Raw genomic sequence first — 13,371 nt, forward strand, 5'->3', positions numbered from 1 at the left:
TTGGTTTTTGAGACCAGGCTCATTCGAAAGTTTTCTTATGCTACAAATAGCGTGATGCAGGCTTGTTAAGCGAGATGAACGGCAATATGGCGATGCGTGCTTCTTCATAGCTCTGCCAAAGCTGCACATCTTCAACGGATGGGATGGTCACCAACTCGCCGGCATCAAGTCCACGTAGCGCAGCCGAGACTAAATCATCCACTTCCATCAGCATCTCAGCGGGAATTTCGTTAATGGATTTTCCTGCGCGCTCGAAGATCTCGGTACGCGTTAAGCCTGGCAACACCGCCTGCATACGCACACCGCTTTCGGCTAATTCACGATGCAAATTACGGGTCAGGGAAAGCACATACGCTTTGCTGGCGTTGTACGCGCCATTCGCCGATTCGCTCACTAGCGCTAGCACTGAAGCAATATTCACTATCGTACCATTGCGACGTGCACGAAACGCCTGCGCAGCAGTGTGGGCCAGCTGTGTCAGCGCCACGATATTTAACGTCAGCATTGTTTGAATTTTCGCGATGTCACCGTCGATGAATTCACCTTCAACCGTCATGCCCGCATTGTTTACCAGCAGAGTTATCGCTTTATTTTGCTGGATTTCGTGATCGACTCTTTGCAAATCATCATGGTTGGTGAGATCGGCCGCTAACACGCTGACTTCAACGCCATGTGATTCACGCAAAGATTGCGCCAACAGATTGAGCCTGGCTGCATCGCGCGCCACCAGAATCAAGTTTGTGCCGCGTGCTGCCAGCTGTTTTGCATAGGTCGCGCCAATTCCGCTTGATGCGCCGGTGATTAAAGCCAGGTGTTGTGACATGGTGTATTCCTTTAAATGATGGTTGTCATATTTACGAGGTTTAATATGACGATCATAATATTTATCGTCAAGCTAGAATATGATGGTTGTAATAATTACACTGATTGCTATCAACGATATCGGAGTCAATGAAGATGGAAAAGCTGAGCCATAAAGCGCGTACGCGACAGCGCATTCTGGATGAAGCCTCTGTGGTAATGCGCGAGAACGGCACTGAAAGCATCGGTGTCGCGGCGCTGATGAAGCGCGTGGGCTTAACGCACGGCGGCTTTTATGCCCACTTCGCCTCGCGCGAAGATTTAGTGCAAGCGGTGATCGCTGAGATGTTTGCCGATTCGGCGCGCCGCTTTGCGGATATCACCTCAATTAACGATCCCGCTGAACGACTGAGTCAGTTAATCGATAGCTATTTATCCGAGCATCATTGCAACACGCCGGGTGAAGGCTGTCCGCTGCCTGCGCTGGTGAGTGAAATGGCACATTTATCGGTTGAGGCGCGCACACTATTTTCCCAGCGCCGAGAAGCGATGCGGCAGCGCCTGGCGTTGACGCTACATGAACTTAACCATCCGCATGCGGATGACGCCGCGACCACCATGTTGGCTGAGATGGTTGGCGCGGTGGCAATGGCACGCGCTTGTCCGGACGACGAGGAAGCACGTACGATGCTGGCGAGCAGTCGTCGGTCGGTAAAACAACGCGCCGGACTGGAGATGGCATGAGCGAGCACGATATCCGCGACATTATTGCGCCTGATTTACAGGTACTGTTTTGTGGCATCAATCCGGGCAAATCGTCAGCGCACACCGGATTTCATTTTGCGCATCCCGGCAATCGCTTTTGGAAGGTGATTTACCAAGCCGGCTTTACGCGCGAGTTACTTAAGCCCGAGCAGGAGCAGCGGCTGCTGGAAACCGGCTGTGGCATCACCATGCTGGTGGAGCGTCCAACGGTGCAGGCTAACGAGTTGGACGGCGATGAATTACGCGACGGTGGTTCACGCCTGCAGCAAAAAATTCTCCATTATCAGCCGCGTGCGTTGGCGGTGTTGGGCAAGGATGCTTTTCAGAAAGCGTTTCGTCAGCGCAAAGTTGAGTGGGGCGAGCAGCCGCAAACGCTGGGTGAAACGCGTTTGTGGGTGCTGCCTAATCCGAGCGGGTTAAATCGTGCGACGCTGGAAGAGATGGCCGCATCCTATCGCAAACTGCATGATTGGCTGCAGAACAACGCGTGAAAGAGCTATTCTTCAGGCAATAAAAAACCCCGGCAAGCCAGGGTTTTTTCATCTCGACAACGATTAATCGTCGAGGAAGCTACGCAGTACTTCTGAGCGGCTTGGGTGACGCAGTTTACGCAGCGCCTTGGCTTCGATCTGACGAATACGTTCACGCGTTACATCAAACTGTTTGCCAACCTCTTCCAACGTGTGGTCGGTGTTCATATCGATACCGAAACGCATACGCAAAACTTTCGCTTCGCGCGCGGTCAGGCCAGCCAACACGTCGTGGGTCGCTGAGCGCAGGCTTTCCGAGGTTGCGGAATCCAGCGGCAGCTCCAGCGTGGTGTCTTCGATAAAATCGCCCAGATGCGAATCTTCATCATCACCAATCGGCGTCTCCATAGAGATCGGCTCTTTAGCGATTTTCAGCACTTTGCGGATCTTATCTTCAGGCATCAGCATACGTTCAGCCAGCTCTTCCGGCGTCGGTTCGCGACCCATCTCCTGCAGCATCTGACGCGAAATACGGTTGAGTTTGTTGATGGTCTCAATCATATGCACCGGAATACGGATGGTGCGCGCCTGGTCAGCGATAGAGCGGGTGATAGCCTGACGGATCCACCATGTAGCGTAAGTTGAGAACTTATAACCACGACGATATTCAAACTTATCAACGGCTTTCATCAGACCGATGTTGCCTTCCTGAATCAAATCGAGGAACTGCAGACCACGGTTGGTGTATTTCTTGGCGATAGAGATAACCAGACGTAAGTTTGCTTCAACCATCTCTTTCTTCGCACGGCGCGCTTTCGCTTCGCCGATAGACATGCGACGGTTAATGTCCTTCACCTGCTCGATGGTCAAGCCGGTTTCTTCTTCGATCTGCTGCAGTTTGTACAGCGAACGATTCACATCATCTTCAACTTCCAGCAGCTTCTCAGACCATGGTTTGTTCATTGCCAGCGCGGCTTTGAACCAGCTTGGGTTGGTTTCGTTGCCGGTGAACAGCGTGATGAAGTTTTTCTTCGGCATCTTGCACAGTTCAATACACAGCTTCATGATCAGGCGCTCTTGCGTACGCACGCGCTCCATCATTTCACGCATATTGTTTACCAGGTAATCGAACTGCTTCGGTACCAGGCGGAACTGCTTGAACACTTCAGAGAGATTCTGGATTTCGGCTACGGCGTCAGCATGGCTGCGACCTTTAGCTTTGATGACGGTACGCGTGGTTTCATACTGCGTACGCAGGTCGCCAAACTTCTCGCGAGCCAGTTCTGGATCGATAGAATTATCGTCGTCAGAGCTGTCGTCATCCTCTTCATCTTCTTCTTCATCGTCGTTACGATCTTCCTGAGATAACTCAGAACCCACGTGCGTGGCGGTCGGCGCGATATCTTCTTCCGCGTTAGGATCGATGAAGCCGATGATCAAGTCAGACAGGCGATAGTCGCCCGCTTCAACGCGATCATACTGATCGAGTAGATAGGTGATCGCTTCCGGATATTCGGCTACAGAGCATTGGACCTGGTTGATACCGTCTTCGATGCGCTTAGCGATATCAATTTCGCCTTCGCGCGTCAGCAGTTCAACGGTACCCATTTCGCGCATGTACATGCGCACCGGGTCGGTGGTACGGCCAATTTCAGATTCAACACTGGATAAAACCTGAGCGGCGGCTTCTGCGGCATCTTCGTCAGTATCGGAGCTGTTTTCATTCAGTATCAGATCATCAGCATCAGGCGCTTCTTCAACAACCTGAATACCCATGTCATTAATCATCTGGATGATGTCTTCGATCTGATCGGAGTCGACGATATCTTCCGGCAGATGGTCATTGACCTCAGCATAGGTCAAATAGCCTTGCTCCTTACCACGGGTGACAAGTAGCTTAAGCTGTGACTGCGGGTTTTGCTCCATAAGACGGTATCCACACTTCTGTTAATTAGATTGGTGTCGGTCGGCGCGAGCCAACTATAACAGTGAAGGCGTTGTGTTTTTGCCGCTGCCTACATCGCGGCCAGGGCTGAAGCCCATCTATAATCGGCACTTAAGCCGCTTGTGTTCTTTCCGAGGCTAACTTACTTGCCATTTTCAGTGCTGGCAGTGCTCGCAATCCTCACGTACTTCAGTACGCTCCGGTTGCTGTGCGCTGGCAGCACTGAAACTGGCTGCGACGTTGACGCCTCTAAATTTGTGCTGTGTGTTTCCGGCTTCGCTTATCGCGTCTATCAATCCGGAAATCATTGAGCCAGAATGCCGTTTTTAACGTACTTGCAGTTCTGATCCCGTTAAAATCTTATTTTTTCGCTAATGCCTGGCTTAAAGCCCAGAATTCGCGGCGTTCGACGGCGCTTAGGCCTTCAGTTCGCTCGCGTGCGATCAGCGCTTCAAGGCGCTGTTCGAGTGCGGAATCGTAAATGCTCGCCAGTGAATCCTGGAACACTTCTTCCGCCTCTTCATCCACTATCATGTGGTTCCAGGTGGCCAGTGTTTCAAGGGGCTGGCTAAAATTTGTTCCGCGATATAACTCTAGTAGCTGTCCGGTGGTCAGGCCAGGATTCTCTGTACAACGGCTGACTAACTCCACAAATAGCGGTAAACCCGCCATTTTTGACTGCTCCAGTCCATCCAGTGTAGGCACGATGGAGGCAAATTGCGGATTCTGCACTAATAACGCGATCAATACGCGCATGGTGGTGCGCTTCAACGGTGGGGCAGTTGGCAGCACTCCGCTTTCTGCTAGCTTCGGCATCAGCTTGTCTAACTGGTTATCGTCAAGAATCCCGAGTTTATTACCCAAGGTTTGACGCATATAAATGCGCAGCGTTTCACCGGGAATTTGACTAATCAGCGGTAACGCCAGTGTCGCCAGCTTGGTCTTGCCATCGCGTGTACTCAAATCCACTTGCGGCATCAGGCTGTCGAACAAAAACGTGGAGAGCGGTGTCGCCTGCTCCATCCGCGCTTCAAAGGCTGCTTTGCCCTCTTTGCGTACCAGCGTGTCCGGATCCTCGCCATCGGGCAAAAACATAAAGCGTAGCTGACGACCATCATTCATGTAAGGCAATGCAGTTTCGAGCGTACGCCATGCTGCTTCACGTCCGGCGCGGTCACCGTCGTAACAGCAAATCACGGTATCCGTTGAGCGATAAAGCAGCTGAACGTGTTCAGCGGTGGTCGAAGTGCCCAACGAAGCTACGGCATAATCGATGCCAAACTGCGCCAGCGCCACCACGTCCATATAACCTTCGACAACCAGCAAACGCGCGGGTTGCGGATGATTTTTCTGCGCTTCATAAAGCCCGTATAACTGGCGGCCTTTATGGAAAATCGGTGTTTCCGGTGAGTTCAGATACTTCGGCGTATCGTTGCCCAGCACGCGGCCACCAAAACCAATCACGCGGCCACGCTTATCACGAATAGGGAACATCACACGATCGCGGAAGCGATCGTAGGTGCGGCCAGAGTCATTGCTGACCAACATGCCCGCTTCCATCAGTGATTCGCGATCGTCTTTTTGCTGCCCAAAGCGCTTCAGAGCATTATCCCAACCCGCAGGCGCATAGCCGATAGCGAAGTGATCGATCACTTCCTGACTAAGACCGCGCGTGGCGAGATAGTTCTGTGCAGATTGCGCTTGTGGATTACGCAGGCTCTGTTGATAGAAGCCGTTCAGGCCATCCAGCAACTGATAAAGACTTTGACGTTGATGGCGCTCCATCTGGCTAGGACCGTTGCCCGCTTCATACGGCACTTCTAAGCCATGAAGCGTGGCGAGCTCCTCAACGCTCTCAACAAACTCCAGACGATCGTGATTCATCAGGAAGTCGATGGCGTTGCCTTTGGCGCCACAGCCGAAGCAGTAATAGAACTGCTTCTCACCGCTTACGGTGAAAGAGGGGGTTTTCTCGTTATGAAAAGGACAGCACGCGTGATAGTTCTTACCCTGCTTTTTCAGCTTAACGCGGGCATCGATAATATCCACGATGTCCGTGCGGGCAAGTAAGTCGTTGATAAATATGCGTGGAATTCGTCCAGCCATAAGCCCCGATTTTTCAGCTCATAAACGACAACAAGCCGCGCTTCCTTTCGGAAAGCACGGCCTTTTACTTGACTCTGTCTGCGTTTATCACGCGGCGGAAGCAAGCTTCCGCAAGAAATTAGTACAGACGAGTGCGGCGTGCGTTTTCGCGAGCCAGTTTCTTGGCATGACGCTTAACTGCAGATGCTTTAGCGCGCTTACGCTCAGTGGTAGGCTTCTCGTAGAACTCACGGCTACGAACTTCTGCCAAAACACCTGCTTTCTCGCATGAACGCTTAAAGCGACGCAGTGCTACGTCGAACGGCTCGTTTTCACGTACTTTAATTACCGGCATGTAACTCTTACCTCGATAAAATTCGGTTTTTGCTGCTGACTGCGGCGCCAGCACATTTCAAAATGGTGCAGCATTTTACTCCAGCCGCGGCCGACTTGTAAAGCACCATGTATAATTTAGAACCAACAGGGGCATATGCCATCGCGGCTGCCGGTTTTTTCAGGCCGTGGAGTATAGCGCACTCTTTGTGCGACAGAAAAACACTTTTTCAGGGGCAAAGTCTCTGGCGTGAGAATTGCCTGTGTTACACTGCGCGCCGCACGAAGAGGGTGATAAAAGCTATGCGAGTTCTGGGTATTGAAACGTCCTGCGATGAAACCGGCATCGCGATTTACGACGATGCGTCCGGTCTGCTGGCAAATCAACTATATAGCCAGGTGAAACTGCATGCCGATTACGGCGGCGTGGTGCCGGAACTGGCATCGCGTGACCACGTCCGTAAAACCGTGCCGCTGATTCAGGCGGCACTGAAAGAAGCGGGCCTTGAGCCACAACAGATTGACGGCGTCGCCTACACCGCCGGGCCCGGATTGGTGGGCGCGCTGCTGGTTGGCGCCACCATTGGCCGAGCGTTGGCATTCGCCTGGAATGTGCCGGCGGTGCCGGTCCATCATATGGAAGGGCATCTTCTGGCGCCGATGCTGGAAGAGAATCCGCCGGAATTCCCGTTTGTCGCGCTGCTGGTTTCCGGCGGGCATACGCAATTGATCAGCGTGACCGGCATTGGTGAATACACCTTATTGGGCGAATCGATTGACGATGCGGCTGGCGAAGCGTTCGATAAAACCGCCAAGCTGCTGGGGCTGGATTATCCCGGCGGACCGATGCTGTCGCGTATGGCGCAGCAAGGCACGCCAAACCGTTTCCGCTTCCCGCGGCCAATGACCGATCGTCCGGGGCTGGATTTCAGCTTCTCCGGCCTGAAAACCTTTGCGGCGAATACCATTCGCGAGCATCAGGGCGACGAGCAAGCTCGCGCGGATATCGCCCGCGCATTTGAAGATGCGGTGGTTGATACCTTAATGATTAAGTGCAAACGCGCGCTTGAGCAAACTGGCTTTAAACGTTTGGTGATTGCGGGTGGCGTCAGCGCGAACCGCACGTTGCGTGAGCGCATGGCCGAGATGATGCAAAAGCGTGGCGGCGAGGTGTTTTACGCACGCCCTGAGTTTTGCACCGATAACGGCGCGATGATTGCTTACGCGGGCATGGTGCGTCTCAAAGGCGGCACCAGCGGTGGGCTCGGCGTCAGCGTGCGGCCGCGCTGGCCGCTGGCAGAATTGCCCGCCATCTAAAAAAACCGGCCTTGCGCCGGTTTTTTTATTTCTTCTTATTCCGTTTCCAGATCTTATTTTCCTGGCCGCGCCACAGGCGCTGGATGTTGTCGTGGTGCCGCAACAGAATCAGGCACGAGAGCATCGAAACGGGGAAAGTGAATTGCGGTTTGAACCACCACACGTAAAACGGTGCGATCAGCGCGCTGACAATCGCGCCAAGTGATGAATAGCCGCTTAGCAGCACCGTCAGCAGCCAGGTGCCGGTCATCAATCCCGTCAAATCCCAGCCAATCGGTGCAATCGCACCAAAGGCCGTCGCCACGCCTTTACCGCCGCGAAAACGAAAGAACACCGGATAGATGTGGCCCAGACAGGCGGCAATCGCCGTGAGGCCGAGATAGAGCGGGGCAACGTGCAGCAGATAAGCGATCCACACCGGCAGCATGCCTTTTGCCACATCGAAGATCAGCACTGCGGCAGCGGCGGCTTTGCCACCAATGCGCAAAACGTTGGTCGCGCCAGGATTGCCTGAGCCTTGCGAGCGCGGATCGGGTAAACCAGCCAGTTTACAGACCAATATCGCACTGGAAATCGAGCCGCAAAGATACGCGAAAATAATCATACCAAGCGCGATAGCACTCATAGCGTCGTACCGTTCCTTTTGGGTCGTTTTGTTCTCGATAAGCGTGGATAATACGCATAATCCGCCGGAAGTGGTATCCGGCTTAGCCAAAAACAGAGACTGACATCATGGATATCGTATTTATCGAGCAGCTTACCGTGTTCACAACTATTGGCGTTTACGACTGGGAACAGGGCATGCAGCAGAAGCTGGTGCTCGATGTCGAAATGGCGTGGGACAACCGTCACGCCGCCGCCAGCGACGATGTGAGTGATTGTCTGAGCTACGCCGATGTCACGGAAGTGATCCTTAATCATCTGCAAGGCCAGCGTTTTGCCCTGGTCGAAAGGGTAGCAGAAGAAATCGCCGATCTGTTGATGAATCGTTTCAAAACCCCTGGAGTACGCATAAAGGTAGGCAAACCGGGCGCTGTAGCGCAGGCGGCCAGCGTTGGCGTGCGTATTGAGCGCGGGACTATTCCGAAATAAATCTTCCGTGATTGCCATCACAATGAAACCAAACCAAATTATGGTGTGTCTCACTTGAGACCGTTGCGCTAACCAGCAGGAAGTGACCGAATTTCTTAAGGTTTCCTTCAGCGTGACGCAGGCATAATTTCAGGCGGTAGCCCTTTGCGACCGCCTTTTTACTGTTTAAAACGGATAGAGGAAATATTTTGATGGCAGACATTCACCAGCTTTGGGTAGCTGCAATCCTGGGGGTTGTAGAAGGCCTCACGGAATTCCTGCCGGTCTCTTCCACGGGCCACATGATTATTGTTGGCCATCTGTTGGGTTTTGAAGGCCAGACCGCTGAAACCTTCGAAGTGGTGATTCAGCTCGGTTCGATTCTGGCTGTGGTTGTGATGTTCTGGCGCCGCCTGTTTGGTTTGATCGGCATTCACTTCGGTGAGGTCAAACATGAAGGCGTGGGTACGGGCAAATTAACCCTGATTCATATTCTGTTGGGTATGGTGCCGGCGGTGGTGATTGGTTTGCTGCTGCACGACCAAATCAAAACGCTGTTTAACCCGATCAACGTGATGTATGCGCTGGTGGTCGGCGGTGTGCTGCTGCTGGTGGCGGAATACTTCAAGCCGAAGCAGCCGAAAGCGGTTGGCGTTGACGATATCACCTACCGTCAGGCATTTATGATTGGCTGCTTCCAGTGTCTGGCGCTGTGGCCGGGCTTCTCGCGCTCAGGTGCAACGATTTCTGGCGGTATGCTGATGGGCGTGAGCCGTTATGCGGCGTCAGAGTTCTCGTTCATTCTGGCGGTGCCGATGATGATTGGCGCCACCGGACTGGATCTCTACAAGAGCCTCGGCTTCCTGACGATGCAGGATTTCCCAATGTTTGCCGTCGGTTTTGTAACGGCTTTCGTCGTGGCGCTGCTGGCGATCAAGGTGTTCCTTGAGCTGATCAAGCGTATCTCGTTCGTCTCTTTCGCTATCTACCGCTTCATTGTTGCGGCCGTGGTTTACGCCATCTTTATGTAAGTTGCCCCGCGCGGCTGGTTACACTGGCCGCGCGTTAATCAATTGCGCCTGCAGCACCGCCACACGCCGACGCGTCAACTCTTCCCGCACTTCCGCCCCTTTAAAACCTGCTGCCACCACATCTTTGGTTGGCACCGCTTGCGCCAGCGCAAACGCCTGACGCAAATAGTCGCCTTGTGGATAAGTCATGCTTTCCAGACCCGCACGCCCGCGCGCATCCGCTTCGCTGGTCAGCGCCATCTTCTCCACGCGATCTGGCTTGCGCCAGGCATCAATTCGATCAAAAAGCGCGATTAACGCGTCAGCGGGCTGGCGCTCAATGGTGTGCACCACGTCATGGAATTCGGTCACCACTAACGCCAAATCACGCACCTGATTCGGCACGCGCAGGCGCTGGCACAGCGCTTCAACAATCGGCACGCCCGCGAGGCCATGACCATGATGGCTCGGCCATTTTTCTGCTGGCGTCAGCGCCTTACCGACATCGTGGAACAGCGTAGCGAAACGCACATCAAGCTGATCCGAGAGCGCAGCGGACATCGCCAGCGTCATCAGCGCATGGATGCCGGTATCAATCTCGGGATGCCATTTGATCGGGGCCGGAATGCCATAAAGATTATCGATTTCCGGGAACAGCACCTGCAGCGCGCCGCAATCACGTAATACCTGGAAATAGACCTGTGGATTGCGCGTCAGCAGCGCTTTTTCCGTCTCTTTCCACACCCGTTCTGCGGTGAGATGCGCCAGTTCGCCGCTGACCGCCATTTCGCGCATCAGCGCCTGGGTTTCATCAGCAATACGGAAATTCAGATGGGCAAAGCGGGCGGCGAAACGCGCCACGCGCAGTACACGCAGCGGATCTTCGTTAAAGGCGGTGGAAACATGGCGCAGCTGGCGTTTCGCCAGGTCGCGCTGACCGCCATATGGATCAATCAGCTCGCCGCTGTCGCTTTGAGCGATGGCATTGATGGTGAGATCGCGGCGCTGCAAATCTTGCTCGAGCGTGACATCCGGCGCGAACTGCGTCACAAAGCCGGTGTAACCGTTGCCGCTTTTGCGTTCAGTACGCGCCAGCGCATACTCTTCACGGCTTCGCGGATGCAAAAAAACCGGAAAATCCCGGCCAACCTGCTGATAACCATCTGCCAGCATCGCATCTGGCGTCGCGCCTACTACAACCCAATCTCTATCTTTTACCGGCAAACGCAGTAAGGCATCGCGCACTGCGCCACCGACCAGAAACGTCTTCACTCAACCACTCCAGAGGCAGATCAAAAATTGCGTGCTGAACACGCTTGTTACTTTATTGTTGCATACTTTGGCTAAATGTCGGGCACGCCAAAAAGGGCATCTTACGATCCCCTTAAATAAAAGAACAAATCTGCGTGGCGCGTTAGTTCATCCAGCGATCGTTTTTCTTACGACGCGGCACCATATGCGGCAGCAACAGACCCAACAGCAGACCAACGCCCAGCACGCCGCCGCCATACATAAACCACTGCATGATGATGGTGCGCTGCTTGTCATCCAGTTGCACATTGGCGGCGCTGACTTTCTTCTGCGCGACAATCAGCTCATTTTTCAGCTTCTGATTCTCCGCTTTCAGGCCATCAATGGTGCCGTCGCTGTTGGCGACTTTGTTCTGCATCTCAGAAGTGCGCTGATTCCAGCTGTTGTCAATATTCGCTAGCTTGGCCGTCAGATCTTTAACCTGCTGCTCCAGTTGCGGTACGCGGGTACGCAGGCTAGGACTGGCGCTCAGTTGCGACAGTGGAATCCAGTTAGTTTTGCCTTCTGCATCACGAATCTGACCATATTGAGAGTCGTTATTGGTCTGCAGCAAGGTCACTTCCTCTCCGGCGTTCAGCTTACCGATCAGGCGATATTGATCGCCCGGACCGCTGCGCACCCAAGTGGATAATTCATCGGAGATGTAGCGTTTTTCGTCAGCAGCATGAGCAGGTGTGATGGCGCTGAAAGCCAGCAAAGAAAGGGCAGCAAGTGTGATTTTTTTCATTCGATGTCGTTTTTTCTTAATGGCGTAAAATTACCGGCACAGTCTGGAGACGCTTCTCAAAAATCTGAATGAGAACTATCCTGGTCTCAATCCGGTGCGAAAAGGGTCGTAAAAGCACAAGAAAGCGGAGACAGCGGGCTTCCGGTGCATTACTCTTCGCCAGATTAAACTCGTAAGTGCCAGCAGCGTATTGAATAAAAAATTATGACCATCGAAATCGAATTAAAGTTCATTGCTACACCGCAAGCCGCCGAAAAACTGGCGGAAAAGCTTGCCGCGTGGCCACATCAGCACTTCGCCGCACGCGAGCTGACCAATATCTATTATGAAACCGACGACAACCAACTGCGTCGCTGGGACATGGGCCTGCGCATTCGTGGCGTTGACCAACGCTATGAAATGACGCTGAAAGCGGCCGGTAAAACCGTTGGCGGTCTGCACCAGCGTCCGGAATACAATGTTGATCTCACGGAGCCGCAGCTGGATATCGCGCGCCTGCCAGCCGAGATTTGGCCGCAGGGCACCGATATTGCTGCACTGCAATCGCGCCTGCAGCCGCTGTTCAGCACTCATTTCCAGCGCGAAGCCTGGCTGGTGCAATTTGGCGACAGCGAAATTGAAGTGGCGTTTGACCGCGGCGAAGTCGCTGCCGGTGAATTCAGCGAACCGCTTTATGAAGTCGAGCTGGAGCTCAAAAGTGGTCAACGCGATGACATGCTGAAGTTCGCTGAAGCGCTGATTACGATGGGCGGCTTACGTCTCGGCAGCCTGAGCAAAGCCGCGCGCGGCTATCAGTTGGCGCAGGGTAACTTACCGCGCCCCATCCGTACGTTGCCACTGCAGAAAATCGCCGCGAAAGCGTCGGTTGAGCAGGGCATGATCAACGCAATGACTGCGGCACTGAATCATTGGCAATATCACGAAGAAGTGTGGCTGCGTGGTAATAAAGATGCCAAAGCAGCGGTAATTGATGCGCTGGAAACGCTGCGTCAGGCGTTCTCACTGTTTGGTGCGTTGGTGCCACGCAAAGCCAGCAGCGATCTGCGCCAGAAATTAACCCGTCAGGAAGAGTTGCTGGCCGATGATGAGAACAATGCTGAAGCTACCTGCTTTTCGTTAACTTCGGTTGAGGCTCAGTTAGCACTTACTCACTGGCTGGTCGAGTCGCAGTGGCAAAAATGGCTCGACGACAAGAGCAAAAGCAAGCTGCAGGGATCGTTCAAGCGCTTCAGCGATATTATGCTAAGTCGTATTGCCGCCGATCTCAGAGAAACATTCGTTGATGTTCAACTGTTTAATGAGTTCCAGGATAAAGCGACGCGCCTGAATCGCCAGCTGTTGGCGGTGAACCTGCTGGCGGGTGCTTATCCGGCCGAAGAGGTGAATGTTTGGCTGGACGGTTGGCTGGAGTTACAGCATGCGATTCGAGAGAAGCAGGAACGTGGCTTAATGCATCTGGTTAACCTGGCCGTGCGCCCCGCACCTTTCTGGCTCAATAGCGGAATCAAACGCTAACGAAAAATCCAATCAGGGAGA

The 13,371-nt window shown here is 53.5% G+C and carries 13 protein-coding genes; 6 read left to right on the forward strand and 7 right to left on the reverse strand.

Annotated elements, in window-relative coordinates; genetic code table 11:
• Nucleotides 1-40: 40 nt before the first annotated feature.
• On the reverse strand, nt 41-823 hold the full coding sequence (locus tag Q3H59_RS02925) for an SDR family oxidoreductase (protein WP_309833074.1): 783 nt from the start codon (nt 821-823) through the stop codon (nt 41-43).
• Between the two features lie 134 nt (nt 824-957).
• Between Q3H59_RS02925 and Q3H59_RS02930 the strand changes: the two genes are divergently transcribed.
• Together Q3H59_RS02930 and mug are read left to right on the forward strand one after the other, a co-directional pair.
• Nucleotides 958-1,545 carry a TetR/AcrR family transcriptional regulator gene (locus Q3H59_RS02930; RefSeq protein ID WP_192412310.1) on the forward strand — a complete coding sequence of 196 codons (588 nt, stop codon included), beginning with the start codon at nt 958-960 and terminating at the stop codon, nt 1,543-1,545.
• The gene (gene mug / locus Q3H59_RS02935; protein ID WP_210081095.1) at nt 1,542-2,057 is read left to right on the forward strand and encodes a G/U mismatch-specific DNA glycosylase; all 516 of its coding nucleotides are present in this window, start codon (nt 1,542-1,544) and stop codon (nt 2,055-2,057) included. Before Q3H59_RS02930 ends, mug begins: the two co-directional genes overlap by 4 nt.
• A gap of 63 nt (nt 2,058-2,120) precedes the next feature.
• On the opposite strand, the gene rpoD is transcribed toward mug, so the two are convergent.
• From rpoD to rpsU, 3 genes are all read right to left on the reverse strand, one after another.
• Nucleotides 2,121-3,962, reverse strand: a complete 1,842-nt coding sequence (rpoD, locus tag Q3H59_RS02940) for an RNA polymerase sigma factor RpoD (RefSeq protein WP_064738465.1) — start codon at nt 3,960-3,962, stop codon at nt 2,121-2,123.
• A gap of 379 nt (nt 3,963-4,341) precedes the next feature.
• A complete protein-coding gene (gene dnaG, locus Q3H59_RS02945) occupies nt 4,342-6,087 on the reverse strand; it encodes a DNA primase (RefSeq protein ID WP_192412135.1) in 1,746 nt (581 codons plus the stop codon).
• Between the two features lie 118 nt (nt 6,088-6,205).
• Nucleotides 6,206-6,421, reverse strand: a complete 216-nt coding sequence (rpsU, locus tag Q3H59_RS02950; RefSeq protein ID WP_008103436.1) for a 30S ribosomal protein S21 — start codon at nt 6,419-6,421, stop codon at nt 6,206-6,208.
• 281 nt (nt 6,422-6,702) lie between these two features.
• Between rpsU and tsaD the strand changes: the two genes are divergently transcribed.
• The gene (gene tsaD, locus Q3H59_RS02955) at nt 6,703-7,716 is read left to right on the forward strand and encodes a tRNA (adenosine(37)-N6)-threonylcarbamoyltransferase complex transferase subunit TsaD (RefSeq protein WP_008103434.1); all 1,014 of its coding nucleotides are present in this window, start codon (nt 6,703-6,705) and stop codon (nt 7,714-7,716) included.
• Between the two features lie 25 nt (nt 7,717-7,741).
• Here the strand turns inward: tsaD and plsY are convergent, their stop codons facing one another.
• Nucleotides 7,742-8,341 (reverse strand): glycerol-3-phosphate 1-O-acyltransferase PlsY, encoded by a 600-nt coding sequence (gene plsY, locus Q3H59_RS02960; RefSeq protein ID WP_101762983.1) that lies wholly within the window; start codon nt 8,339-8,341, stop codon nt 7,742-7,744.
• 107 nt (nt 8,342-8,448) lie between these two features.
• On the opposite strand from plsY, the gene folB reads away from it, so the two are divergent.
• Together folB and bacA are read left to right on the forward strand one after the other, a co-directional pair.
• A complete protein-coding gene (folB, locus tag Q3H59_RS02965; RefSeq protein WP_309833087.1) occupies nt 8,449-8,808 on the forward strand; it encodes a bifunctional dihydroneopterin aldolase/7,8-dihydroneopterin epimerase in 360 nt (119 codons plus the stop codon).
• Nucleotides 8,809-8,999: 191 nt separating this feature from the next.
• Nucleotides 9,000-9,818, forward strand: a complete 819-nt coding sequence (gene bacA, locus Q3H59_RS02970) for an undecaprenyl-diphosphate phosphatase (protein WP_101762986.1) — start codon at nt 9,000-9,002, stop codon at nt 9,816-9,818.
• Nucleotides 9,819-9,836: 18 nt separating this feature from the next.
• On the opposite strand, the gene Q3H59_RS02975 is transcribed toward bacA, so the two are convergent.
• The gene (locus Q3H59_RS02975; protein WP_309833090.1) at nt 9,837-11,069 is read right to left on the reverse strand and encodes a multifunctional CCA addition/repair protein; all 1,233 of its coding nucleotides are present in this window, start codon (nt 11,067-11,069) and stop codon (nt 9,837-9,839) included.
• A 142-nt stretch (nt 11,070-11,211) separates the two neighbouring features.
• Nucleotides 11,212-11,835, reverse strand: coding sequence for a TIGR04211 family SH3 domain-containing protein (locus Q3H59_RS02980; RefSeq protein ID WP_101762988.1), 624 nt, complete (start codon nt 11,833-11,835; stop codon nt 11,212-11,214).
• 204 nt (nt 11,836-12,039) lie between these two features.
• On the opposite strand from Q3H59_RS02980, the gene Q3H59_RS02985 reads away from it, so the two are divergent.
• Complete coding sequence (locus Q3H59_RS02985; RefSeq protein ID WP_137386557.1) at nt 12,040-13,350, forward strand: inorganic triphosphatase; 1,311 nt, start codon at nt 12,040-12,042, stop codon at nt 13,348-13,350.
• Nucleotides 13,351-13,371: the final 21 nt, after the last annotated feature.

The organism is Pantoea sp. SORGH_AS_0659 (assembly GCF_031453915.1).
GTDB lineage: Bacteria > Pseudomonadota > Gammaproteobacteria > Enterobacterales > Enterobacteriaceae > Pantoea > Pantoea leporis.